This is a genomic window from Nocardiopsis nanhaiensis, from assembly GCF_054778635.1.
This window is the reverse complement of record NZ_BAAGZJ010000105.1, coordinates 1-24,346: the sequence shown is the minus strand read 5'-3', so window position 1 is coordinate 24,346 and position 24,346 is coordinate 1. Positions and strand designations below refer to the sequence as shown.

The 24,346-nt window shown below is 65.9% G+C and carries 23 protein-coding genes and 3 pseudogenes; 13 read left to right on the top strand and 13 right to left on the bottom strand.

The genetic code is table 11. The annotated features are described in order from the left end of the window. Positions 1-141 precede the first annotated feature (141 nt). Positions 142-324: pseudogene (locus ACYVD1_RS31325) on the top strand (hypothetical protein); the annotation flags it as partial. A gap of 127 nt (positions 325-451) precedes the next feature. On the opposite strand, the gene ACYVD1_RS31320 reads toward ACYVD1_RS31325, so the two are convergent. From ACYVD1_RS31320 to ACYVD1_RS31305, 4 genes are read right to left on the bottom strand one after another with little or no spacing between them, the layout of a single operon-like run. Continuing rightward, positions 452-1,249, bottom strand: a complete 798-nt coding sequence (locus ACYVD1_RS31320) for an ABC transporter permease (RefSeq protein ID WP_460778098.1) — start codon at positions 1,247-1,249, stop codon at positions 452-454. Positions 1,250-1,263: 14 nt separating this feature from the next. Next, complete coding sequence (locus ACYVD1_RS31315) at positions 1,264-2,067, bottom strand: ABC transporter permease (RefSeq protein ID WP_460778097.1); 804 nt, start codon at positions 2,065-2,067, stop codon at positions 1,264-1,266. Next, positions 2,064-2,918, bottom strand: coding sequence for an ABC transporter ATP-binding protein (locus tag ACYVD1_RS31310; protein ID WP_460778096.1), 855 nt, complete (start codon positions 2,916-2,918; stop codon positions 2,064-2,066). Before ACYVD1_RS31310 ends, ACYVD1_RS31315 begins: the two co-directional genes overlap by 4 nt. 43 nt (positions 2,919-2,961) lie before the next feature. Beyond that, positions 2,962-3,954, bottom strand: a complete 993-nt coding sequence (locus tag ACYVD1_RS31305) for an ABC transporter substrate-binding protein (protein ID WP_460778095.1) — start codon at positions 3,952-3,954, stop codon at positions 2,962-2,964. A 453-nt stretch (positions 3,955-4,407) separates the two neighbouring features. Between ACYVD1_RS31305 and ACYVD1_RS31300 the strand changes: the two are divergent. Next, positions 4,408-4,586: pseudogene (locus ACYVD1_RS31300) on the top strand (ISAzo13 family transposase); the annotation flags it as partial. A 597-nt stretch (positions 4,587-5,183) separates the two neighbouring features. On the opposite strand, the gene ACYVD1_RS31295 reads toward ACYVD1_RS31300, so the two are convergent. After that, complete coding sequence (locus tag ACYVD1_RS31295; RefSeq protein WP_460778094.1) at positions 5,184-5,981, bottom strand: IclR family transcriptional regulator; 798 nt, start codon at positions 5,979-5,981, stop codon at positions 5,184-5,186. Positions 5,982-6,186: 205 nt separating this feature from the next. Further along, positions 6,187-7,893, bottom strand: a complete 1,707-nt coding sequence (locus ACYVD1_RS31290; RefSeq protein ID WP_460778093.1) for a thiamine pyrophosphate-binding protein — start codon at positions 7,891-7,893, stop codon at positions 6,187-6,189. A 259-nt stretch (positions 7,894-8,152) separates the two neighbouring features. On the opposite strand from ACYVD1_RS31290, the gene ACYVD1_RS31285 reads away from it, so the two are divergent. The 8 genes from ACYVD1_RS31285 to ACYVD1_RS31250 are packed head-to-tail and all read left to right on the top strand — an operon-like array spanning position 8,153 to position 15,041. Further along, positions 8,153-9,556: a Rieske 2Fe-2S domain-containing protein gene (locus tag ACYVD1_RS31285; protein ID WP_460778092.1), complete on the top strand. Its 1,404-nt coding sequence runs from the start codon at positions 8,153-8,155 to the stop codon at positions 9,554-9,556. Further along, a complete protein-coding gene (locus ACYVD1_RS31280) occupies positions 9,553-10,140 on the top strand; it encodes a 3-phenylpropionate/cinnamic acid dioxygenase subunit beta (RefSeq protein ID WP_460778091.1) in 588 nt (195 codons plus the stop codon). Before ACYVD1_RS31285 ends, ACYVD1_RS31280 begins: the two co-directional genes overlap by 4 nt. Further along, positions 10,137-10,442, top strand: a complete 306-nt coding sequence (locus ACYVD1_RS31275; protein WP_460778090.1) for a hypothetical protein — start codon at positions 10,137-10,139, stop codon at positions 10,440-10,442. Before ACYVD1_RS31280 ends, ACYVD1_RS31275 begins: the two co-directional genes overlap by 4 nt. Further along, positions 10,439-11,227, top strand: coding sequence for a 3-(cis-5,6-dihydroxycyclohexa-1,3-dien-1-yl)propanoate dehydrogenase (gene hcaB / locus ACYVD1_RS31270; RefSeq protein WP_460778089.1), 789 nt, complete (start codon positions 10,439-10,441; stop codon positions 11,225-11,227). Before ACYVD1_RS31275 ends, hcaB begins: the two co-directional genes overlap by 4 nt. A 52-nt stretch (positions 11,228-11,279) precedes the next feature. After that, the gene (locus tag ACYVD1_RS31265; protein ID WP_460778088.1) at positions 11,280-11,477 is read left to right on the top strand and encodes a ferredoxin; all 198 of its coding nucleotides are present in this window, start codon (positions 11,280-11,282) and stop codon (positions 11,475-11,477) included. After that, positions 11,474-12,706, top strand: a complete 1,233-nt coding sequence (locus ACYVD1_RS31260; protein WP_460778087.1) for an NAD(P)/FAD-dependent oxidoreductase — start codon at positions 11,474-11,476, stop codon at positions 12,704-12,706. The genes ACYVD1_RS31265 and ACYVD1_RS31260 overlap by 4 nt, the downstream gene beginning before the upstream one ends. Continuing rightward, a complete protein-coding gene (locus tag ACYVD1_RS31255; RefSeq protein ID WP_460778086.1) occupies positions 12,703-13,578 on the top strand; it encodes a class II aldolase/adducin family protein in 876 nt (291 codons plus the stop codon). The genes ACYVD1_RS31260 and ACYVD1_RS31255 overlap by 4 nt, the downstream gene beginning before the upstream one ends. Next, complete coding sequence (locus tag ACYVD1_RS31250; protein WP_460778085.1) at positions 13,575-15,041, top strand: aldehyde dehydrogenase family protein; 1,467 nt, start codon at positions 13,575-13,577, stop codon at positions 15,039-15,041. The genes ACYVD1_RS31255 and ACYVD1_RS31250 overlap by 4 nt, the downstream gene beginning before the upstream one ends. A gap of 501 nt (positions 15,042-15,542) precedes the next feature. On the opposite strand, the gene ACYVD1_RS31245 is transcribed toward ACYVD1_RS31250, so the two are convergent. The 7 genes and pseudogenes from ACYVD1_RS31245 to ACYVD1_RS31215 form a co-directional block, all read right to left on the bottom strand. Next, complete coding sequence (locus ACYVD1_RS31245) at positions 15,543-17,354, bottom strand: recombinase family protein (protein WP_460778084.1); 1,812 nt, start codon at positions 17,352-17,354, stop codon at positions 15,543-15,545. 85 nt (positions 17,355-17,439) lie between these two features. Continuing rightward, complete coding sequence (locus ACYVD1_RS31240; protein ID WP_460778083.1) at positions 17,440-17,688, bottom strand: hypothetical protein; 249 nt, start codon at positions 17,686-17,688, stop codon at positions 17,440-17,442. A gap of 127 nt (positions 17,689-17,815) precedes the next feature. Beyond that, positions 17,816-18,253, bottom strand: a complete 438-nt coding sequence (locus ACYVD1_RS31235; protein ID WP_460778082.1) for an XF1762 family protein — start codon at positions 18,251-18,253, stop codon at positions 17,816-17,818. Continuing rightward, the gene (locus tag ACYVD1_RS31230) at positions 18,244-18,552 is read right to left on the bottom strand and encodes a hypothetical protein (protein ID WP_460778099.1); all 309 of its coding nucleotides are present in this window, start codon (positions 18,550-18,552) and stop codon (positions 18,244-18,246) included. Before ACYVD1_RS31230 ends, ACYVD1_RS31235 begins: the two co-directional genes overlap by 10 nt. A gap of 312 nt (positions 18,553-18,864) precedes the next feature. Then, a pseudogene (locus tag ACYVD1_RS31225) lies at positions 18,865-19,356 on the bottom strand (DNA cytosine methyltransferase); the annotation flags it as partial. A gap of 35 nt (positions 19,357-19,391) precedes the next feature. Continuing rightward, positions 19,392-20,219, bottom strand: coding sequence for a DNA-methyltransferase (locus ACYVD1_RS31220; RefSeq protein WP_460778081.1), 828 nt, complete (start codon positions 20,217-20,219; stop codon positions 19,392-19,394). A 463-nt stretch (positions 20,220-20,682) separates the two neighbouring features. Then, positions 20,683-21,543 carry a hypothetical protein gene (locus ACYVD1_RS31215; protein WP_460778080.1) on the bottom strand — a complete coding sequence of 287 codons (861 nt, stop codon included), beginning with the start codon at positions 21,541-21,543 and terminating at the stop codon, positions 20,683-20,685. 272 nt (positions 21,544-21,815) lie between these two features. Between ACYVD1_RS31215 and ACYVD1_RS31210 the strand changes: the two genes are divergently transcribed. From ACYVD1_RS31210 to ACYVD1_RS31200, 3 genes are all read left to right on the top strand, one after another. Further along, entirely contained in the window at positions 21,816-22,529 is a 714-nt protein-coding gene (locus ACYVD1_RS31210; RefSeq protein WP_460778079.1) for a hypothetical protein, read from the top strand. Between the two features lie 218 nt (positions 22,530-22,747). Next, the gene (locus ACYVD1_RS31205) at positions 22,748-23,107 is read left to right on the top strand and encodes a pilin (protein WP_460778078.1); all 360 of its coding nucleotides are present in this window, start codon (positions 22,748-22,750) and stop codon (positions 23,105-23,107) included. Beyond that, a partial coding sequence (locus tag ACYVD1_RS31200; protein ID WP_460778077.1) for a hypothetical protein occupies positions 23,104-24,346 on the top strand: 1,243 nt, incomplete at its 3' end. The genes ACYVD1_RS31205 and ACYVD1_RS31200, both read left to right, overlap by 4 nt.

The following is a 24,346-nucleotide window of genomic DNA, read 5'->3' as shown; positions in this document are numbered from 1 at the left end:
GCCCTTCATCGTTGGTGTGGAGGTCGTGGTTGGTCATTGTCACCGTGGTGGTTGCCTGTTCTCGCCCTGCTTGTGTCAGTTAGTGAAGGTTATCCCTTGGTGTCCCACTTGAGCCTGACACAGAGGGCACAGGCACCGATCTCCGAGCTGGGCTCCTTCGCGGCCGGGCTGGGGCGCGATCGAGACGCTGCGATCGCCGGGCTGAGTCTGCCCTACAGCTCCGGGGTGGTCGAAGGTCACGTCAACCGGCTCAAGATGCTCAAGCGCCAGATGTATGGACGGGCCAAACCAGACCTGCTGCGCAAACGCGTCCTCGCCGCATGACGGCGGCCAGCAAGGGGGCGCTTCATCAAATCCGTGCCAGAACCACTTTTCAAACGACGTTGACAGCAGTGCCCCACCGGCTCACGTCGTAGAGCCGGCAGGGCAATGTCGCGAGGGTACCAAGCAGTCAGGTCATATGTCCGCGGATCCTTCGCTCCAGCCAGTAGAGCCCCAGGTTGCCCAAGAGCGCGATCGCCAGTATGAGGAACACGACCGCGTACATCCGGGGCAGGTTGAGAACCGCATAGGAGCGGTCGATAACCAGACCGAGCCCCTCTTTCGACGCGAAAAGCTGGGCGATGATCACGGAGATGAAGGAGATACTGAACCCGATCCGGACGCCCACCATGATAGAAGGTCCGGCGTCGGGGATCACAATGCGCGACATCGTCTGCCAACGGTTGGCGTTGAGGGACCTGCCGAGCTTGAGCAGGGTCCGGTTCGTCTGGCTCACCGCCGCTGATGTCGACATCAAGATGGGGAAGAAGGCCGAGACCGCGACCATCGCCACTTCGGCTCCGAAACCGATACCGAAGATCATCAGGAAAACGGGGAAGAAGATGATTCGCGGGATCGCGAAAAGCGCGGTCGCAATCGGATGGAAGACGTCGTTGAGGTAGCGGGACCGACCCAACACGTACCCCGCAGGAAAGCCCGTGAGTACGGCGAGGAGGAAACCGACTGCCACCGCGTAGGCGGTTGCGGCCAGCGGCGAGTAGATCCATCCGTCGAGGAAGCCGTCGACGAGGTCGACCAGTGTCTCACCAGGGGCGGGTACAAGCTCGGTCCACGGTGCCACCAGGTACCACACGCCGATGGCGGCAAGGGGCACCGCGAGCCGGAAGAGATGCAGGGTTGGTCCTGTTGCTCCGGGTGCGCCGGAGGGAACGGACGTTCTCTTGGGACTGATCGTCTGTGTCGTCATGCCATGACTTCCGTTCACGTTCCTTGCATGTCGCGTCGTACGCGACGCTCGAAATACTTCAACAGTGAACTGGCCGACACCGCGATGACCGAGACGATGATGATATAAGCGTACATCTCTTCAATGAAGAAGGCCCGGTAATTATAGCCGATCTGGAATCCGATTCCGTGGGAGGCCAGAATGAACTCCATCGCGATGGTCCCGATCATGGCGTAGATGAAACCGAGTGTCAGGCCCGGAACTGTCAGAGGAATCGCGGCCGGCGCGAGAACCTTCAAGTACAACTGGCTCCGGGAGCAGTTCAGCGAGCGCGAAAGCTTGATGAGTGTCGGCCGGACCGCGCGGAGCGCCACCATCGTGTTCAGGGCGATGGGGATCACGGCCATCGTGGACGCGATCGCGATGATGGGTGCCGGCCCCAATCCCAGAAAGGCGAGAAGGACGGGGTAGAACACCAGCGTCGGCATGGAGTACAGACTGACCAGGTACGGCTCGAAGACCGCGCCCGTGGAGGGGGATCGCCAGAACAGGATGCCGAGAGCGATCCCGACGACGACGCCGATAAGGAAGGCCAGCAAGACGCTAATCCCGGTGGCCGCGAGGTCATCGACGAAATCCGCACTGGGAACGATCTCCACCAGCGGTGCGAGCATGCGCGAAGGTGGCGGAACCACCAGCGGATCGATAATCGACAAACGCGCGCATACTTCCAGAAGCATGACGGCGACCAGGACGATGATGGTGCGGACCACGGCCGGCGAGCTGAACCTGACAGCGGGGACGCCGCGGGGACGCTGCGGGGTGGTAGTGGCGCTCATGTCAGCTCTCCGAAGGACACCAAGGCCTTCTCGGCCTCGACCCGGAGCTCTTCCCAGACCTGAGCTGTGATCTCCTGGAAACGGCGGCTCGCCATGGTCGTGGGCTGGCGCGGACGGTCGAGGTCGACCTGGATCTTGGCCTTGATAGTGGAGGGCCGGGCCGACATGACCCACACCTCGTCTGAGAGGTAGACGGCCTCTTGGATGTCGTGGGTGACGAAGAGGACGCTCTTGCGGGTCTCGTCCCACACGCGCAGGAGCTCGCGGCCGATGAAGGTCCGTGTCTGCTGGTCCAGTGCACCGAAAGGCTCGTCCATGAGCAAGATCTGAGGATCCAGCACTAGGGCGCGGGCGATGGCGACCCGCTGCTTCATGCCGCCGGAGAGTTCGCGCGGGTGCCGGTCCATGAAGCCGGCCAACCCCACGAGTTCGATGATCTCGCGGGCTCGTTCGAGCCGTTCGCGCTTGTCCACGCCCGCGATCTCCAGGCCGAAAGCGACGTTGGAGAGCACCGTACGCCAGGGCAGGGTGGACTCCTCCTGGAACACCATGGCAGTGTCCCAGCGGGGGCCCTGGACGCGTTCGCCGTTGATGGTGACGTGCCCGCGCGCCGGTGTGAGAAGGCCTTCGACGACGTCGAGAAGGGTGCTCTTACCGCAGCCGCTGGGACCGATGATCGATATGAACCGCCCTTCCGGAATGGTTCCGGAGACCTCTTGGACTGCTTCCAATGTCCCGCCGTCGGTGGTCGTGTAGGTGACCCCGATCCCGTGCAGGGACACCCCGCCGGTGTGGTCCGAAGATCGCTCTTCTGGGCGTGGCTGGTCGGTGTTGGGGCTGTTCACGCTCATAGTTGCTCCGTTCACATCGTTGACGAGTGAGTGACCTCTCCGGTCAGGTGCTGAATTCATCGACGATGATGTCGTCCAGGTCGATCTGGTCCGGATCCAATTGGCCGAGTTCGGATCCCGCAACGACGTTCTCTTCGATGCCGGCCCTGTCGATCTCCAAAGAGAAGGCGGGCCTGGTCTGCTCAAGAGTGCTCCGTGCGACTTCCAAGGGGAGTTGCGTACGCTGCGCGAAGAGCTCGGCGCAGCCGTCCGGGTCCTGGTCCAAGGCGGTGACCGCGTCTCTGTGGACTTGGAAAATGCCGCGGATGATATCGGCGTGGTTGTCGATGAACTCTTCCGTGGCCCAGAAAGAGGTGTCGACCCAGTCGTCGATGTAGTCGGCGGTGCGGAACAACATGCGGGCGTGGGACTGGTCGATGAGGTTCTCGGCCAGGGGTTGTGAGCTCCAGGTGGCGTCGACGACACCTTGGCTTGTCGTGGTCCACGACTCCGGGGAGGAGCCCACCTGCACGATTTCCACGTCCTCGCCGACGACCATTCCCAGGTCGGTCACGACCCGGTGGGCGAAGTAATCGCTGATGGAGCCCGGTTGGCTCACCGCTATGCGCTTGCCGCGCAGATCCTCGATGGCTTGGATGTCGGAATCGTAAGGCACCAGGAACTCGACGTCTGGCTCGTTGAAGGCGCCGCCGATGAGCTTGAGCTGTTGGTTTCCTTGCTGTACTGCGGCGAGGCCTCCCAGGGTCGAGGGCATCCCGAAGTGCATTCCGCTCAGGATGCCGCGGACTGTGTCTGTGCCGCCGCTGAACCCGACGAGGTCGAGGTCCAGGTCCGCCTCTTCGAACAGCCCAAGCTCCTCAGCGATGGTCAGGGGCGCCGAGTGGATGGTGGCGTCCAGGTGGGTGATGGCGATATCGCCTGTGAAACCGCCGCTGCCGGCGGCGCAGCCGGAGGTACTGGTTAACACGGCACTTCCGGTGCCGGCCGCAAGGGCCAGGCCGATGAACCTTCTGCGGGGAAGCTGTGCGGGGGACATCCAGGACTCCTTCGGAACGCGCGGAAGGGTGAGCCGGGAGCTGGTGACGAGCGGTCCTGCGCAAGTTCGGACAGGGACGGGCAAGGTACTCGCCGTGCTCGGCCGTCATCGGTCGTCTTTGCCCGGACGGCGTCTGTGAGTGCAGAGGAGGACCGAAGCCCTCTTGTGTCGTGCATCACGAAAGTTAACAGAAACACTTTCTTCATACAAGAGTCACTATTTGTAGTTATATTTGTTCATACAGTTATTATTCATGGCAGGAGCTTCCCTTCCTCGGCTACAATCTCGCCGCCTCTGTGCATTCGGCGGCGTGTCAACAAGTAACTTTCTGTCTTAAAGAATACTTATCTGCCTAAAGGACAGTACGCTCGGTTACGAGTAGGATCGCTCGTGCGGGATACCGGTGACAGCCGGTCGAGCGCCGCCCAGGTGCGTGCGTCGCCCCAGCTCGTTCGCAAACGGGTCGGCGTGGACGCCCCCGGTCTGCGCCCCGAGCTATTGGCGCTGATCGAGCCGGAAGTACGCGGCGACCCGCCTTCGTCGCTGCCTTTGACGGCCAGGTTCACCCATGCGTTGGCCGCTGAACTGTCCTGCTGAGCCACCACATCAGCGCGGACACTGTCTCTGACCTGTTCGTGTTCTTCACAGCGTGGACCACATCCGCGCCAGGGCCAGGTTTCGAACGACGCTGACAGAGCATCGCTAGGGTTGACAAGCGGCGAGCAGCCCGGGTAGCCGACGTGCAGCTGCGAGACTGTGGCAGAAGAACACGAACGGAGGTCGTATGACGGCATCGCTGCGCGGCGCGTCTGTCGTAGTCATCGGTGGGAGCTCGGGTATCGGGTTGGTCACCGGCCAGATGGCGCACGAGGCGGGAGCGCAGCTCACGATTGCAGGACGGGACGCGAACTGCTTGTCCGATGCGCGAAGCCAGTTCGGTGATGACGTCAGGACGGCCATGCTCGACATCTCCGACGAGTCATCCGTCAAAGGCCCTGTTTGCCGGCTAGCCCGGCCTGGACCGCTACCGGGGCACCAGGCGGGCAAGCTCCGCGTCGACCAGGCCGAAGCCAGGGCTGAGGCCGCCCTGGCGGCAGGCACCTGCTGCGCTACTCCGATCCCACCTCAGAGCTGAGGACTTGTGTAAGCAGCTGTTGGAGGGGCACCTTCACCCTGCCCAACGGAGCATTCTGGCAGTGAGATGTCTTGAAGCCCCGAGGATCCACACCTCAGAGCTCGATGGGTTCACGGCTGATGGACTCCTCGAGTTCCCGAGCGGTCCTGCGGAGAACCGCCCCGGTCTCTTCGATCCAGCTCCAGCTGGTTCGGTCGACTGGCGCGGACACACTGAGTGCCCCCAGCGGGGACGAGGAGGCGATGACGGCTACCGCGACCGAGATCACCCCGTCCTCGCTCTCCTGGTCGTTGACCGAGAATCCCCTGTCACGCACGATCTCGAGGTCTCCCCGCAGGCGCTCCAGGTCGGTTACTGACCGGTCGGTGGCGGCCGGGAGGGAGGCATGGCCCGCGAAAACCTTGTCCAGCTCTGTTTCTCCGAGCTGGGCGAGGATCGCTTTGCCCGAGGCAGAACAGTTGGCCGGCAGCGTCGTACCGGTTCTGGCCGCGACCCGCAGCACGTGCGAGCTTTCGACGGCGTCAAGGTAGCGGACCGTGGTCCCTTCCATCTGCGACAGGTGAGCGGTCTCTCCACAATCGGCGGAGAGCCGCTCCAGAAACGGCCGTGCCTTGGAGCGAAGGTCGAGGTTGCGAACGGTCGCCAGACCGATCTCCACGAGGACCGGACCGGGAAGGTAGATCCTCTGAGTCGTATCCTGGCGGACGAATCCGTGGAAGATGAGCATCGCCAAGAGTCTGTGGGCGGTGGAGTGAGCGACGTTCAGATACCCGCTGGCGTCCGACAGGCGGAGTTGCGAGTTTTCCCGGAAGAACAGCAGCAGGCGGAGCGCCTTGTCGACCGAAGAGATGGGGTAGGTCGGCCACTCTGTGTTGTCACTATCAGTCTGCACACCAGAATCCTACTAGAAGTTCAGAGCGAGGCCAGCGATGCGCGCTGCCGCATCGATCCCCTCAGAGTCACAGCGAGGCAGCGTTATCGCAGCTAAGGGCGCATTTTGAGCATACGGTGGGCGCGCCCACAGCCTCGGCGCGAGATGACCTGCAACTCGTGGACAGAAGTTCTTTCCTTTCCGAAGAAAACTATCCCTGGCCAGGTCAATGAGCCCGCAGTGGCCGCAGACCCTCCGGGAGTCCCTCTTCCTTGTCCTGGACGACGTCGATTACCGCAGCCGTCGGCTGACGAAGCGCTTCTTCGATTGCGGTCGCCAGGTCCTCATCCGATTCGGCCCGGGCTCCGAAGGCTCCGACCTGGCGGGCGAACTCAGCCAGGTCCGGGTTGCCATGGAAGACGCCCGCGTAGCGGCCGCCGTGTGAGTACCGCTGGCGGTCGCGAGTGTTGCCGTAGGAGAAGTTGTTCACGACGAGGTTGACCACCGCAATTCCTTCGCGCACACACGTTTCCAGGTCCTGTGCGACCATCCAGAAACTGCCGTCTCCACTGATCGCCAGCACGCGTTCGTCCGGCCGCGCCAGGGCCGCCCCCATGGCTGCGGGCAGCCCCCAGCCCATCGCTCCTCCGGCAGCGGCGAAGTGGCTACCGTTCCCGGAGAAGTCGACGTGGCGTTGTATCCACGGCCCGAAGGTGTGCACGTCCTGGACGGTCACGATGTCCTCGCGCGAGGCCAGACGCTGCACCTGGCGCGCTAGGGCGGCAGAGCTGACGCCGGGAGTCGAAAGCGCTCCTTCCGGCGATGAGGGCAGTGCGCGGGTCGCGTCGTATTGCGCACGCAGGGCCGCGAATCTGCGGGACCGAGCGCTGGCTTGGTCGACGTATCGGTCCACGAAGCTCGGCAGGGCGTTGCTGAGCGCGTGCGCACCGGCCCCTGCATCGCAGACCATGGCCACATCTGGTTCGTATACGCGCCCGAGTTCCTCGGGGTCCACGTCCATGTGGACCAGCCGCGCATCTTTGGGGACCAAGGTCCATCCTTTGGTGGTGAACTCGGAGAAACGGCAGCCCAGCGCGAGAATCGCATCTGCCTCGGCCACAGCACGGTCGGTTGTTTCCAGAGCCCCGTAACCTAGGGCGCCGAGGAAGCGCGGGTGCGCGTTCGGGAAGCCGCCCTTGCGCAACCAGGTGGTCACGACCGGGGCGTCGAGGGTTTCCGCGATCTGGGCCACTGCTGCTTGCCCCTGGGGCCGCAGGCCACCGCCCACCATGAGGACCGGTCGGTACGCCGCCGCCATCAGGGCGGCCGCGGCTGCCGGACCTTCCGCGTCCGGTCCGGGCGGGTAGGCTCTGTGCCGGTTTCCCGGTTCCGCCTCGACGGGGGCTTGGAGCACGTCCAGGGGCAACGAGACGACCACCGGCCCGGGGCGTCCGCTCACGGCGGTTCGTACGGCCCGTTGGAGCAGTTCCGGGATGCGCTCGGCCTGACCCACTTCCACGGCCCATTTGCTCATGGGACGGAAGACGCTCACGATGTCCATCTCCTCGAAAGCGCGGCGTTCGGTGATCCGCCCCGGAACCTGGCCCACCAGGGCCACCATCGGTACCGACTCGTCGTAGGCGTTCTGCACGGCGATGGCCAAGTTGGCCGCTCCCGGCCCGCGGGAAGCCAAACAGACCCCCAGCCCGCGGGAGGCCCTGGAGAATCCGTCGGCCATGAAACCGGCGACCTGCTCATGGCGCGTGGACAGGTAGCGGATGCGCGCGTTTCGTGCAAGTGCGTCGATCACATCCATAACCGTCGTACCCGGCAGCCCGAAGACGTGGGTCACGCCCTCGACGGCCAGGCAGTCCACCACCAGGTCGGCACCTGTGCGCGCACCCTCCTCTGTCACATGCAGCACCTCTGACACGTCCGCCCCTCACTGTCTCGTCTGCTTCCTCTGCTACGTCGCTGTGGCCGTTGACTGACGTCACTCCGCGCGATCAAGGTAGGAAGATCTTTCTGCACAACCGAATCTAACGAAGCCGACAGACACGGGCAATGCAGCTGGAGCCCCGATCATGCAGCCACTCCGGGCTTGAACCCCACAGGATCTGTCTTCACAAGAGAAAACTTATCTGATAGACAGACATCAAGTGATCCAGATTGCGCAAAGGTGGTCGCAGCAGATGAGGTCAGTGCCGGATGTTCTGGCGAACGTGCGCCGGGGGATGATCCCGGCCCACATCTACAACGACGACGAAATCTTCGCGTTGGAGCAGGAGCGCCTGTTCAACCGCAGCTGGATCTTCGTCGGACACGAATCGGAGATCCCCGAGAACGGGGACTACGTGGTGCGCAAGGTGCTGGAGGACTCGTTCATCCTCGTCCGGGACGAGCAAGGCACGGTCCGGGCCATGTTCAACATGTGTCTGCACCGCGGCATGCAGGTGTGCAGGGCGGAGATGGGCAACGCCTCCCACTTCCGCTGCCCCTACCACGGGTGGTCCTACCGAAACGACGGCAGACTCATCGGCCTGCCCTTCCACAAGGAGGCCTACGGCGGGGAGAAGGGTTTCCGGTACAAGGGCCAGCGCCTGCTGGCCGCGCCGAACCTGGACACCTACAACGGACTCATCTTCCTCAACCTGGACCCAGAGGCCCCACCGCTGCGGGAGTTCCTCGGCGACTTCGCGTTCTACCTCGACCTGTACACCGCACAGAGCAAGAGCGGGATCGAGCTGCGCGGACCCCAGCGCTGGAGGGTCAAGGCCAACTGGAAGATCGGCGCGGAAAACTTCGCCGGCGACATGTACCACACCCCCCAGACCCACACGTCGGTGGTCGAGATCGGCCTGTTCCGCGAACCCAAGGCGGAAAAGCGCAAGGACGGATGCACCTACTGGGCCGACAGCGGGGGCGGCACCACCTACAAACTGCCGCCCGGCACGCTCGAGGAACGATTGCGCTATGTGGGCTACCCCGACGAGATGATCAAGCGCATGAAGGAGACATGGACCAAGGAGCAGCTCGACCTGGTCGGCGAAGACGGCTTCATGGTTTCGGCAGCGTCGCTGTTCCCCAACCTCAGCTTCGTGCACAACTGGCCCAGGGTGGCCGACTCCGACGACGTCCTCCCCTTCATCTCGATCCGCCAGTGGCAACCGGTCAGCGCCAACGAGACCGAGGTGCTCTCGTGGTTCGCCGTGGACAAGGAGGCACCGGAGGAATTCAAAGCCCTGTCGTACAAGGCCTACCTGATGTGCTTCGGCAGCACCGGGATGTTCGAACAGGACGACGTGGAGAACTGGGTCTCCCTGACGAACACCGCGGCCGGGTCCATGGCCCGTCGCCTGCTCCTCAACAGCAGGATGGGGCTGCTGCACGACGACTCGCCGGTGGTCTCGCCCTTGGAACCGGACCAGTTCTCCGGACCCGGCACCGCCTACGTGGGCTACAGCGAGTTCAACCAACGCGCCTTGTTGGGGTCTTGGGCGGACCACCTGGAAACCGCCCCCGGCACCGTGAACGGCTTTGAGGTCGGCGCGCCGGAACCGGCCGGTTCCGTCCAGAGCAAGGAGGCCGGCGCATGAGTTTCGACGGACTCACGCACTCGGAGCGTTCACCGCTGGGAGCGCACGCCTCACGCACCGAGCGGGTCGGTTCCAGCCTGCCCTTTTCCGACGAGCGGCACCTGCAAACCCACCAGTGGCTGGTGGACGAGGCCTACCTGCTGGACGAACAGCGCTACGAAACCTGGCTCGACCTGCTTACCGAGGACATCCACTACCTGATGCCCGTCCGGGTCACGACGGCGCTCGGCGCGGGGTTCGACACCGCGCCGGGCATGGCCCACTTCGATGAGGACAAATATTCCCTCAGCCGCCGTGTGGCCCGTTTCGCGACGGAGCACGCCTGGACCGAGGATCCGCCCTCGCGGCTGCGCCATCACCTGTCCAACGTGCGCACTTTCGCCACCGACAACCCCGATGAACTGGTCGCCGATTCAGCAGTCCTGCTATTCCGCAGCCGTGGAGACACCCTGGGACCGGCAGTGCTCTCCGCCGGCCGCGAGGACCTCCTGCGGCGCAGCGAGTCGGGGTGGCTACTGGCCCGGCGCACGATCGCAGCGGACGAGTCCGTGCTTCGCACACAGAATCTGGCGGTGTTCCTGTGAACCTGCGTTGGGAAGGCGAGGAAGAAGACCTGCAGGCGGCCCGACGGGCAGCCGCCGAGCACGAGAAGCTGGTCGAGCAGTCCACCGGCACGACCCTGTCGATTGCCAATGAGTTCTCCGAGATCACGGTGCGGCGGGTGGAGACGCGCAACGGTGCACGTCTGCTCATCGAGGCACCGCGCTCGGGCCAATGGGTGGCTCTGTGCCCTCTCGAGCTGGAGGCCCTCACCTGGCAGTCGCCACAGACTTTCTCCGCCATGGTCGGGACACCGTTTGAGCCCATGATCGGGGACGACGAATGAGCCGCTGGTTGGAAGGACGCCGTGCGCTGGTGGTGGGGGCGGGTTCCGGCATCGGGAGGGCGGTCGCATCGGCCTACGTCGAGGAGGGCGCGAGGGTCGCCGTCCTGGACCACGACGCGGACAAGTGTGCGGCCCTGCGCGAGGAGCTGCCACCCGGTACGCCCGTCACACAGGGGGATGCCGCCAAGTCTGCGGGCAACGAAGCCGCCGTGTCCGCGGCCGCCGAGGCATTCGGCGGCCTCGACATCCTGGTGAACTGCGTCGGTGTCTTCGATTTCTACCGCGGGATCCGCGAGCTAGAGACCGGTCAGATCGACGAGTCGTTCACCGAGATCTTCTCCGCGAACGTCAAGAGCCACATCCACTCCGCGAAAGCGGCGCTGCCCCACCTGGAGGAGTCCGCGGGTTCGATCATCCTGACCGAGTCCACCTCTGCCTATTACCCCGGGCGCGGCGGCGTTCTCTATGTCTCCTCCAAGTTCGCGGTGCGCGGACTGGTCACGGCGCTAGCTCACGAACTCGCCCCGGCTGTCAGAGTCAACGCTGTCGCCCCCGGAGGAACGGTCAACACCGACCTGCGGGGTGCAGGTTCCCTGGGGCTGAAGGACCGTCGCCTCGACGACTCACCGAACAGGTCGGCCGAACTGGCGGCCCGGGTCCCGCTGGGGGTGGCCCTGTCCGGGCAGGACCACGCGTCGAGCTACGTCTTCCTGGCCTCGGAGCGTGCCCGCGGGATCACCGGAGATGTGCTCCACAGCGACGGGGGAACCGGGATTAAGGGGTGAGCAGGAGCGAAACGGCCCGCCCCGGAACCACATTCACCAGGAGGTGTCAGACATGGCCGTGATCAAGGCCGACCTGGAGGCCTGCCAAGGCTACGCCAACTGCGTCCTCGCAGCCGGCAAGTACTTCGACATCGACGATGACGGTGTGGTCGTGCTGCTGAAGACCACCGTGCCCGAGAGCGAACGTGCCGCGGTCACGGATGCAGCGCGCAGTTGCCCCGTGTCCGCTCTGTCGGTGGAGGACTCATGACCCGCTCCGCCGTCGTCGTCGGAACGTCCGTGGCCGGTGTGCGCACCGCCCAGTCACTGCGGACCTCAGGCTACTCCGGGGAAGTGGTTCTGGTCGGCGAGGAGCCCCACCCGCCCTACGACAGACCCCCTCTGTCCAAAGACTTCCTCGTCGACGCGGCGGAGCCGGCACCGACCCCGCTGCTTACACCGGAAGAGGCGCAGCAAGCGGGGATCACACTGCTGTCCGGCACCAGGGCGTGCCGTTTGGACAGCCGCAACCGCGAGCTGGAGCTGGACAATGGACAGCACCTGTCCTTCGACGACCTCGTGATCGCAACGGGTGCTCGTGCCCGCCCCTGCCCTTGGGGCCCCGTTCCGGGCGTGCACACTCTGCGCACCCTGGAGGACGCCAAGGCCCTGCGGCGAGATCTACGCCGGGGAGGCCACCTAGTGATCGTGGGAGGCGGGTTCGTCGGCATGGAGGTCGCCTCGTCCGCACGCGCCCTGGGAATAGATACCACGATCGTCGATCCCCTGACCCTTCCCATGAGCCGTGCTCTGGGCCGCGCGTCCGGAACCGCCCTGTCGCGAATGCACCGAGACCGGGGCGTGCAGACCCGATTTGGAGTCGGCGTCTCGGCCATCGACCGCGAGGGCTCGGAGCTGACCGTACACCTGACCGACGGCTCCGCTCTGGCTGCCAAGACCGTGCTGGTCTCGATCGGGGCAGAGCCCAACGTCGGCTGGCTCAAGGGGTCAGGAATACAGGTGGAGGACGGGGTAGTCTGCGACAGCTACGGGCGCGCCAGAGGAGCAGACGCCGTCTACGCGGTGGGCGATGCGGCCCAGTGGTTCGACCCGGGAACCGGGGCCCATAACCGTATGGAGCACTGGACCAACGCGGTCGAACAGGCTTCCTGCGTTGCACACAACATCTGCACCCCGGACGAGGCCCGCCAACACCGGCCGAGCCACTACGTGTGGAGCGACCAGCACGCGTGGAAGATCCAGATCTGCGGCAAGACCGGACAGTCGCAGTCGGAGACCACGATCGGCCCCTCCCAAGAGGGACGTTTCGCCTCCCTCTACGGCGACAGCGAAGAGGGCTTCACCGGGGCGGTCACCGTGAACTGGCCCCGTGCCCAGCTCCTGTGCCGACGCTCGCTGTACAGCGGCGTGTCGGTGGCCGATGTCCGCCGGTTGCTGGAACCCGTTCCTACCCGAACGGGACAGGGAGTACATGCATGAGCATCCCGTCCCGCCCGCGCGAACTCGACGTTCTCCGCAAGCGAGTTGCTCAGGCGTGCCGGGTACTGGCCCGCCGAGGCCTGGCCCCCGGCATCCTGGGCCACATCAGCCTACAGGTGGACGCCCAGCGGCTGCTCGTCCGCTGTCGGGGCCCTCGGGAGAGAGGGCTGGCGTACACGGAAGAGAGCGATATCCGCCTGGTGGACCTCGAGGGCGCGCCAGCAGAGCCCGGCGAACTGGATGACGGGTACACCCTGCCCAATGAGCTTCCGATCCACACTGAGGTCCTCCGTTCCACCCCGCACGCCGGATCCGTGGTGCACGCGCACCCGCCCAACGTGGTGGCCGCAGACCTGGCGGGGGTCGCCATCCGCCCGATCGTCGGCGCGTTCGACATCCCAGGTGCCCACATGGCGGCGGGCGGCATACCCGTGTATCCGCGGAGCGCACTGATCCGCAATCGGACACTCGCTCGTGAGATGAAGCAGGCAATGGCCGACCGGCCTGTGGTGGTACTGCGCGGGCACGGACTCACCAGTGCCGCCCACAGCCCGGAACAGGCCGTTCTGCAAGCCATCAGTGTCGACGGGCTGGCCTCACTCTCCCTACAGGTGTTGGCCACTGGAGCGGATCTGTCCGACATCTCGCAAGCAGACCTCGCCGAGCTACCCGATCTGGGGAGTTCCTTCAACACCAAGACCGCTTGGCGACACGAGATCACCCGGCTCCAAGAGATCGAACGTTGCTTCACCGCCCCGGTCGAGGAGCCGGACCGAAACCCTGCCGGCCCGGACGGTCTCACGCCCAGCGCAGAATCCAGGGGAACACCCCCGCGTGGCTCGCGCCGCGCGAATCCGAAGGAGGACGCGTGACCGCACCCGCACCGAAGACGTCCATCGTGGACGGTCCCTGGAACCTCATGCTCGGCGGCCAGAAGATGGACACCCGGGACCGGTACGAGATCGAAGACCCCGCGACGGCCCTCGTCCTCGCACAGGTCCCTGCCTGCTCCACCGAGGAGGTCGACCGCATCGTCCAGGCGGCGGCCCGAGCCCAGCAAGCATGGGGCACACTTCCTCCCCGCGATCGCGCTGCCCGCGTGCGCAGACTTGCGGCCGCTCTCCGTGAGCATAGCGAGGAGCTGGCCACGCTGGACGCCATCGACGCAGGTTTCCCGCTGCCAGTGATGCGAGCCGACGTCGAAGCGGCCGCGTTGCTCCTGGAGCTCATGGCTGACCAGGCGCTCTCCCTGGGGGGAGCGACGTATCCTCTCTCGGGGAATCTGCACTACAGCGTGCGCGAGCCCTACGGGGTGGTGGGACGGATCGTCCCGTTCAACCACCCGCTGTTCTTCGCGGCAGGCAAGGCAGCCGCCCCCCTGGTCGCCGGAAACTCCGTGGTACTCAAAGCCCCCGATCAGACACCGTTTTCCGCTATTCGTTTCGCGGAACTGGCCTCCGACGTGCTCGGACCCGACCTGTGTGCGGTCATCACCGGGCGGGGAGGACACAGCGGGCGGGCGCTCGTGCGCCACCCGCTGGTGCCCCGCATCGGTTTCATAGGGTCCCCGGAGACCGGACGGATGATCCAGAGTGAGGCTGCGGAGGTGGGCGTCAAGAACGTCACGCTCGAACTCGGCGGCAAGAACCCTCTCATTGTCCTGCCCGACGCCGACCCGGCCGCCGCAGCCGAAAGCGCGGTCACCGGGATGAACTACACGGCCACAGCCGGGCAGTCGTGCGGTTCCACAAGTCGGCTGTTGGTGCACGAGTCGATCGCCGCCGAGGTCACCGAGCGCGTAGTCGAACAGGTCGGGTCGATCCGGGTCGGGGCGCCGCTCAGCGAGAGCACACAGATGGGGCCCCTGATCGACCGGCGCCAGTACGAACGTACGCTCTCAGCGGTCGAGGACGCAGTCTCCGCTGGGGCCCGCGTGCTCACGGGGGGAGCACGCCCCGAGGAAGTCGGACCGCAGGGTTACTACTTCTCCCCCACGGTCCTGGGCGGGATGGACTCGGGCAACCCCGCCTCGAGACGAGAAGTCTTCGGCCCGGTGCTATCCGTCCTGACCTTCCGGGACGAGCAGGAAGCCCTGGCGATGGCCAACGACACCGAGTTCGGCCTGACGGCCGGAATCTGGACCAACGACATCTCGAAGGCCCTCACCCTGGCGTCCGGGGTACGCACGGGCTATGTCTGGATCAACGGAAGCTCACGCCACTACTGGGGCATGCCCTTCGGCGGAATGAAGTCGTCGGGTGTGGGACGCGAGGAGTCCGTGGACGAACTGCTCTCCTACACTGACACCAAATCCGTCACGGTCGTGCTGGAGTGAACACGTGCCCCACCCTTGACCCCGAGCACGGCGTCCCCGGCGGGGCATGGCCTTTACGTTTCCGCGTTGGAAACCCCCATCCGCGAACCGGGTATCTCTGGCGGCCACGTGACCGTGTGCCAGGGATACCCGGTTCGAGCGACACGATCGCAGTGATGCGCAAGGTGGCCATGCCGCGGGGAGCTTGCGGTGTGAACCCGGGACCGGTCCGCGTCGCAACTGACATCGCGCACTTAGAGGGACTGGTCTCGGTCTCTCTATGCCCACGAACCCATCCGGTCAGGGTCAGTGGTCGCGCGGTGCGGTGAGCGGCGGAAGCGAACAGGTAGACGGCCTCGACGCCCTTGCGTCAGCCGAAGACTGCCACCATTATGGTCAACGCCGTGACGGTTGGGGCGGCCTGGAGAAGCGGGCTGGTGGCGACACCGGAACCGCGCTCCAGGCCGACTCAACCGGCTTATGAATAAGCCTCCTTCCTCGGGAAAGAACGCGTAGCGACCATCATCGCGCACCGACCACCGCATAGACGATGGGCGATAGAGGACGTTGGACCCACCACTGAGCAGCTCGTTCGAGAGAGTTGAAGGGCGACCGAGACCCTCGCGAGGTGCCATCGGACGCCGCCAACGGGCCGTGTGTGCTCCGTTTGTGCTCCGCAGTTTTGGACCGGGGCATCACCGAGGGGCACGGCGCGACACAGAACGGCATCCTGATTCGGATGGCGCGGGACAGAGCGGCACGAAGTGACACGTGGCGGTACCAGGGAACCGCTTCTAATCCGACGGCCGCAGGTTCGAATCCTGCCGGGTGCACCATGCCAGACATTGCGCGAACCTTCTCCGCTGAGGCGGAGGGGTCGGCGTTCATAGTGGCAGGAACACGGAAGACAGGTTGGATCCGCCTCGGTCCGGTGATCCGAACCTCGGCGACCAAGTTCTGCACCAGACTCTTCTTCGTCGCCGGGTTGCCGTTGGCGAAGGCCTGGCGTATCTGCGTACGCATCGCGTCGATCTCCTCTTCGGTCGGCCCCTCCTGCGGGGACTCACACAACTCGGTCAGTTCACTCTCCCGGTGGCGCAACTGCGTCACCGTGGAAGCAAGATCGGTCAACCGCGGCCCGCACACCGATTCGGGCATTGTGCCCGCCTCGAAGGCCCGCAGATACCGTTCGATGGAGCTTTCAGCGCTGGCCAATTCACTGCGCACCACGTTGCGCTCGGAAATGTGTTGTTCCTTCATCTGCTCATGCCGCCGAGCCACCCCACGGATCGCTTCGTCCACCAAGTCACTGCGTTCATAGGTGGCCAGCAGAGCCTCTACGACAGCTTCTTCCAGCTGATCGGCGGGCAGCCGGTCGGCGGAGCAGGTCTTCTTGCCGTACCGCAACCGGGAATAGCAGGTGTAGTACCGGTAGCGGTACTTGTTGCCTTTGGCGGAGTTTCCCAGGTAGTGCTTGTCACAGTGCGGGCAGGGGATGAGCCCCGACATCAGGTAGTCCGAGGAGTTTCCCGCCCGCTTGGTGCGGTCCTCACCGCGGGCACGCAGGATTTCCTGTGCAGCCTCGAAGAGGTCGGGATCGATCAGCGCGGGATGGGAGTCGGGGTAGTAGACCTCGCGGAAGAACACTTCACCCAGATAGGCGCGGTTGCGCAGCACGGTCAGAACCGCGTCCCGACTCCAGGATTTGCCGTGCTTGGTGGTGTATCCATGCTCGTTGAGCTGGGTTGCGATCTCTTTGGCCCCCACCCGCTGTTGCACGTAGGTGTCGAAGATGCGCGCAGGGATGGGAGCTTCGTCTTCCTTGACGATGAGTTTTCCGCTGTCGGCATCCACGAGGTAGCCGAACGGGCGCTCTCCGCCACACCACTCGCCACGCCCGGCCTTGCGCTCCATGCCGCTGATCACGCGATCGATGATGGTGGCGCGCTCGAACTCGGCGAAGACGGCCAGCATCTGCACCATCATCCGTCCAGCCGGGGTGGTGGTGTCGAAGGGTTCTGTGGCCGAGCGGAAGGCCACCCCAGCTGACTCCAGCTCATCGAGCAGGTGCGCCAGGCCACGTACCGAACGCGCGAAGCGGTCCACCCGGTAAACCAGCACCAGGTCAAAGCGCCCCGCGCGTGCTGACGAGAGCAGCCCAGCCAACTTGGGCCGGTTGGTGGTAGCCCCAGAAGCTTGCTCTGGCACGACCGTGACCAGCTGCCAATCCTGCTGACTTTCAATGTAGGCGCGGAGTTTGGATTCCTGAGCCTCCAACGAGAATGGTTGACGCTCCTCATCTGTGGAGATGCGGATGTAGATCGCAACCCGCATGGGCCTGAATCCTTTCTCACCCTCGTGGTTGTGCGTACGCGCACGGGCCGCACCGCGTACGCACCTGTCCCGGGGGCAGGTTGGCTTAGCGTTCATCCCCGTGGTCGAGGTGATGGGCAAGTAGCTCGGTCAGGGCCCGCACAGCGGCGACGCGCTGCTGGGGGGTGAGTTCCACGAACTTGGCGGGGTCGACTTCAAAACCTGAGGTGCGCGCGCCCTTGCCGCGCGAACGTCGGCTGTCGTGCGCGTTCGTGGACCTTTGAGGATAGGGCTCCACACCCCTTCGCGCATCATGTTTCAGCTGGTCAGAGGCATATTCTTCCTGTTCGGCCATCAGGATGTCACCTTCGAGTAAGGGTCGCGGTTCGGGCCCTGTGGCGTTGCCGTTCGGCAGCGCGCGGCAATGCCGCGGCAATCGGCTATTCGGGGTGCATACCTAAGAGGTCGGAGCACGTGGGACTTCACAGCGCCTGCCAACGGATCCTCGAAACGCCCCCGGCCCGTGGCCGCCGGGGCGGATGCCGGCCCTCCCGAGGCGGCAGGGCCGCGACCGGTTTCCACCCGGCGGCGCGCAGCGACGCCCCGGTCTCGTCGGCGCGGGTGTAGGTGACCAAGCGATGGTAGGCCAGTGCCTGCGTGGCCCTCCAGGAGGCGGCGTAGAGCATCGAGCAGGCGTTGTAAGTGCCGTTGCTGGCCAGGCGATTGACTTCGAGCGTGCGACCGTCATCAAGCCCGCGCGCTACCGGCCGTCCGACGACGGCAACGGCAACGAGGACGCCATTGTCGTCGAGCAGTCCCAGACTGAACTTGTGGCCGCGTGGCGGGGCGAGGTGACGATGCCAGACCTCGATGAAAGCCTTCGCTTCGGCCAGCGGCACGGGCACCAGTGTCAGTCCCATGCCGCGCTTCCCCCTTCGGCATGGGCCGTCTCGGCGAGCAGGTGCCGCACGGCAGCGCTGGCCTGTTGCGGCAGCACGCCGTTGCCGAGGGCCTGAAGCTGGGCGCGACGCGGTATGCCCAACTCCGGATCCGAAATCCAGCCTTGCGGGAGGCCGAGCATCCACTCCACCAGTTCGGCACTCAGCCGGGGTTGTCCTCGGGTGCCGACCTCGGTGAGTGGTGGTGCCGCTCTGCCGAGCACCCTCTCCCAGTGCCGGATCGCGGGTTCGTACTCGCCCCATGCGTACGCGAACGGCACCGGTGCGTACGCGGCTGCGGGTCGTTGTTGCCGTTGGTTGTAGCGATGGCCGCGCAGGGCAGTGTGGGGTTGCCGCGAGAATCCTGCTGATTCGGGCTGCCGTCGCTGGCATCGCTGGCCAGGGGTGTGGGCAGAAGCCGCCCGGGGGTGTGTGGGCGTGTCGTGGTGTGCGCAGTACGGGTGCGTGCGTACGCGGGCGTGTGGGGCGGGTGGCACAGCACATCGGAAACCCGCACCTGACGGCCGCGCCGTCTGCGCACACGCGGATCTGAGGGGCCTCGGGACCCGTCGCTCGCGCATGGGGTAGGCAGCAAGGAACACCCTCTCGCGCCTATGGGGTGCTCCGATGTCGCTGGCGCGTACGCAACACCATTGCGCGTCATACCCTGCTTGGGCCAGGTCTGCGAGTACGCGGTCGAACCCGCGGTTCTTCCACCTGAGAGCGGATACGTTCTCCAGCACGACCAGGTCAGGGTATAGGTGGCGAACGGAGTCCATGACGTGTATCCACACACTGGACCGGCCTCCTTCCTCGATACCGGCCCCTCTGCCGGAAGCGCTCACGTCCTGGCAGGGGAAGCCTGCGGTGATGACATCGACTCGCTCCACCTGTGACCAGGACACGGCAGACAGGTCACCGAGGTTGAGCGTGTCGGGGAAACGGTGTTCGAGCAGTCGACTGACGTGGACGTCGTTATCGGCGACCCAGGCCAGGTGGGCGTTGCCGCCCAGTGCCGCGGCAACGCCCATGTCGAGTCCGGCATAGCCGGTACACAGGGAGCCGATCCGCAGCTTCTGGGGCACGGTTGCGGGTGCTGTGTGGGGGCAGGGTGTGGTGATCACCGGCTCTCCTTTTCCACGCGGGTGATCATCTGATCGGCCAGGTGTGGCTGGAGCTCGATGCCGATGGCGGATCGGTTCAGGGCGTGGGCTGCCTGCACGGTGGTGCCGCTACCGGCGAAAGGGTCCAGGACCGTGCCGCCTGGGTGGCATCCGGCGGCAATGGCACGCAGGGGCACATCGATGGGGAAGCTGGTTACAGACGCGGCCTGGGCTCGGGTGGGGATGGTCCACACATCGCCGGGGTGGTGGTTCTGCGGCAGGGGTGCGCTGGTGCGGGCGGTAGCGGTGCCACGGGGCGGGCCGTCGTTGGTGGCTGCGTACGCACGGCCCTGCTCGGCGGCCAGGTTGGGGGCCGCCGCTGCCCCGGGTGCGGGGTGCGCGGGGCCGGGGCGTGGGTCGAAGTAGTACCAGCGCTGTGTGACCAGGAGGAACAGCAGTTCGTGGTGGCAGGAGAAGCGGTCGGCCACCGGGCGGGTGGCGGCGTTGGGTTTGTGCCAGACGATGGCGTTGCGCAGGATCCAGCCGTCCCCTTGCAGTGCCGAGGCCACCCGCCAGGGCAGGCCGATCAGGTTCTTCGGGGGCAGGGGCGCGGCGGGACGGATCCGGGGTTGGCGGCCATAGCCGGGGCCGCTACGGAATCCGTCGCTGTTGGCGGCATAGCGGTCGCCCAGGTTGAGCCAGAGGGTTCCCTGATCTGCCAGCACCCGGCGGGCTTGGGCGAAGGTATCTCTCAGGTGCTGGATGTAGGTGTCCAAGGTGGGCTCGGTCCCGTATTGGGCCGGGTGGTTGTAGTCGCGCAGTCCCCAGTAGGGCGGTGAGGTCACGATGCAGTCCACCGACCGTGTCGGCAGGCTCGCCAGCGTTCGTTGAGCATCGCCCACATACACCTGGGTGCGGTGATCGGCATACCGCAAGTTCATCCGGCATCACCGCCGGGTGCCGGGTCCTGTCCGCTGCCGCCGCGCCCAGGCCAGAGCGGGCGGCCCGGTGGTAGGCATCCGTTGTCGGTGGCCAGATCGGCCTCGGATACCCAGCGACGGTAAGGCTGACTGGGGCAGGTGGCGGGCAGCGGCATGCCGCGGGTTGCCGCGCACGGGTGGCAGTGCCGGAGCTGGGCACCGCAGGACACCGTGTCCTGCCGCGGGGCCGACACGGTTGCCGCGCCCGTGCCGGTGCGCCTCGTTGCGGCGGGCCTGCGGGTGCCGCCCCGGTCGAACCAGGCCCAGCGCAGGCAAGTCCCCGGCACGCTTCCCGGGCGCACCGGCCACGGCAGGGCTCGCGTGATGCTCATCGGCTACCCCCGTTGGCTTCGGTGTGCGGCCCGTGTGCGCCCTGGCACCGCCAGGGCACGCACCCGGAGCGGTCGGTGGCACTGTGCGCGTCTAGGTCGGCCTGCTCCAGCGGGACACGGTCGGGGTGCAGATAGAACGTGGTGCCGGGCGGCCGGCCGCGCAGTGCCGGGTCGGGGTGTGCGTGTCGCACGGCCACGTCGATACCGATCGCCTCGGCGAAGGCCTGCGGGTCACTGTGGCGCAGGCGCCGCCAGCGTGGGTTGGACCTCTGGGGGCAGGCGATGCAGGACAGCTCCACCTCTGTGGGCAGGTCGTGGTGGGCCAACAGCGCCACGCAGTCGGCTTCGGTCCAGCCCAGGGCGGTGAGCGGTCGGCTAAAGCGGACGTAGGGCGGACCGGTGGGGTCGGGTCCGGCGCGGTCGAGGGTGGTGCCGGTGGCGCATTCAGCCACCACCCCCTCGGGCAAGGGCTGGGGGCGGGGGTAGCCCAGCAGGCGCCGCACCGCACTGGAGAGCGCCACCCCTTGGCGGCGGGCGCACCCGTGCGGCAATCGCCCCGGGTGGCCGTCGGCGGTCAGGGTGTGCAGTGGCAGCGGCATGACCACGCCGTCCAGACAATCGCGTGCGGTCTCGCCGGTGGGGGCCGGGGTCCATTCCATGCCGGCCTCGGTGGCCACGCGACGCACCGAGTCCAGGTCTTGGCGGGTCTGGGCGGGCAGCCAGCCGGTGTCGGGCACCAGGATGGCGTCGAAGGGCGGCAGCACGTGGTGGGCGGCCAGCAGCAGCAGAGTCAGGGAGCCAGGGGTGCCGTCGATGAGCAGGCACCGCGTCCTCGGTGCTGGGTGGTCTTCTCGCATGGGTGGGTAGTCGGCTCACAGTCAAACGCCTCACCCATCAAGAAGAACGAGAAGCCGTTTTTCGCTCATCGGTGGCCAAAGAAAGTCTGTACGCACTGCTTACGCACCCCCGATACCGGCCCGGCTTGAGGAGGAAAATCTCTTCTCGCTCGTTCTTGCTGGTACAGCCTTGAGCACCATTCCCGCAGGCCCATAACACCCCCAGCCGTGCTCATTTCCTGCGGATCGCCTCATGCTCCATAGGACTCCCCACACATGTGAAGGGAGTCGACATGGCTTTCCGTTCAGATCAACCCCTTGCTGTTCTGCGACGCTCACTGACCCTGGTAACCACCGGACCTGACCAGCCGTTCCTGACCATTGCGGTGCATGGCCGGGAAAAGGAGAACATCGCCGCCGCCGAGGTCGTAGCGCTGCTGCGCCACGGGCCCCGCCCGGTCAGTGACCGGCTCTGGCACGCGGTATGCAAGCGCTCCCGACAGGGCGAGGCCACCTGGACCGTGATCGCCACCGGCGCGCTGTTGCCGCGCATGGTCACCGCGTGTTCGCGCTACGCCCGCGGGCCCGAGCACCACATCTCGGATGTGGAGTCCGAGGTCCTCATCGCCGTGCTGGAGCAGGTGCGTTCCCTGCCCGAAGGGGTGGACGACGTGGGCGAGAGGCTGTGGACGGCTGCGGCCAACACCGCCGTGAAATCCACCTACCACTTCCATCACCGCCACCGGCGCCAGGCGGTTCGGAGCCTGCCGCGTCAGGTCGCGTGCGACCCGGCAGCGGGGCGGGGGCCGATCACGGTCTTGGCCGAGGCCGTGCAGACGGGGGTGTTGACCCAGATCGAAGCCGATCTGATCGCCTGCACCCGGATGGAGTACCGCACGTTGGCGCACGTCGCCCAGGAGTTGGGCCTGTCCTATATCACCGCGCGCCGGTGGCGTCGCGCCGCTGAGGAGCGGTTGGCATCAATCCTGGTCAGAAACGAGTTGTGAATCCGATGAGCGAAAAACGGCTTCTCGTTCTTCTTGATGGGTGAGGAGATTTCCTCCTCCCCCGCCCATGGGGACACCGCAGCCGGGGCGAAGTCGATGTCGAACGCCTCACCATGCACGCCGTGATCAGAAAGGAGTTGTCGGCGATTCGCCCCGGCCCTGGCATTCGTGTGTTCCCTGCCTGTGATGCGGGGTGGCACCGAATCGAGGTGACGGTCATGGAGGCGATGAAGAAAGGCACCCGGCCGGCCCTGCTCCTCACACTCATGGCGATAGCGGGTGCGGTGTTGGTCCTGGGCGACCCGAGCCCGGTGTGGGCCCAGGAGGGTGAGGAGCCCGGCGTCAGCGACCTGGACAGCGTGATCACCAACATCCGCAACTGGTTGGTCGGTTTGTTGGTGGTGCTGGCGACCCTGTTGCTCACCATCGGCGGGCTGCGCTACCTGCTGGCCGGTGGCGACCCGGGCGAGGTCAACAAGGCCAAAGACACCCTCAAGTACAGCGCTCTGGGGTACCTGGTGGCGATCCTCGCGCCGGTCCTGGTGCAGATCCTTCGCGGTTTCGTGGGGCTGCAATGAGACGTCGGGCGTGGACCCTCGTGCTGGTCCTCGGCGTCAGTGGCGGCCTCTGGTGGGTCTCAGCCTCTGGCGTCGAGGCCGCGCTACCCCCGGCGGATCTACCCGAAGAGCCCAATGAGAGCGCCCCCACCGACCCTGAGGAGTGCGGGCGCCTGGACTACGGGTGCCGGGTCAGTGTGGGGTTCTACCAGTGGGTGGCCAACTTCATCGGCGATGCGATCGAGTTCACGGTGACCCTGGCGGCACTGCCCGCGCTGTCCACCCCACCGCCCACCGACGGGATCCGCACCGTGTGGGGTGAGCACCTGGCCATCGCCAACGCCCTGTACGTGCTGGTGGTCATCGTCGCCGGGGTGCTGTTGATGAGCTACCAGACCGTGCAGACCTCCGCGGGAGTCAAAGAGCTCCTCCCCCGGGTGGTGCTGGGCTTCATCGCCGCGAACTCCTCATTTCTGCTCACCGAGATGATGCGGGAGATGGCCAACGGCCTCGCCCTGTCGATGCTCGATGGGGCCGCCACCGTCGATAACGTCACCGACACCCTCGTGCGGGTCCTGAGCAACCCCCAGGGTGAGGCGCTGGTCCTGCTGCTCCTGATGCTGGTCGGCTCGCTCCTGGCCTTCTTTTTCATGCTGGCGGCGATCCTGCGGATCGTGCTGTGGATCCTGCTCACCGCCATCTCCCCCCTGGCGCTGGCCTGCCACGCCCTGCCCCAGACAGATGGGCTCGCGCGGCTGTGGTGGCGCGCGATGGCCGCATTGATGATCATCCAAATCGCCCAAGCCGTGGTGTTGCGCCTGATGGTCGTGCTCTTCCTCTCCCGTGACGCGCTCCCCGACTTCGCCGAGGCCGCCCAGAACGTCATCGACGTCTTGTTGATCATCTGCCTGATGTACGTGATGGTCAGGATCCCGTTCTGGGCGTTCAAGCAGGTGTTCAACTACCAGAACTCGCCGATCGTCAAAGGCGCCAAAGTCGCCGCGAGTTTGCTGGTCTTCCGGCATCTGGGCAAGGCCTTCGCCGCCAAGAAGGGCGCCGCGGCCTCCCGCACGCCCCGACCTTCCGGCAAGCTCCAGCCCTTTCCTTCACGGACTCCCCCGCCCGGTGGGCCTCGTAGAGGACCGGGCGGGCCAGGGCGCGGGTCTGGGCCCGACGACCCCGGTCCCAGACCCGGCCCAGACAGGCCCAGCCCCGGACCCGGTCCGAGCAGGCCCGGCTCGGGCGGGCCCGGGCGCGGCC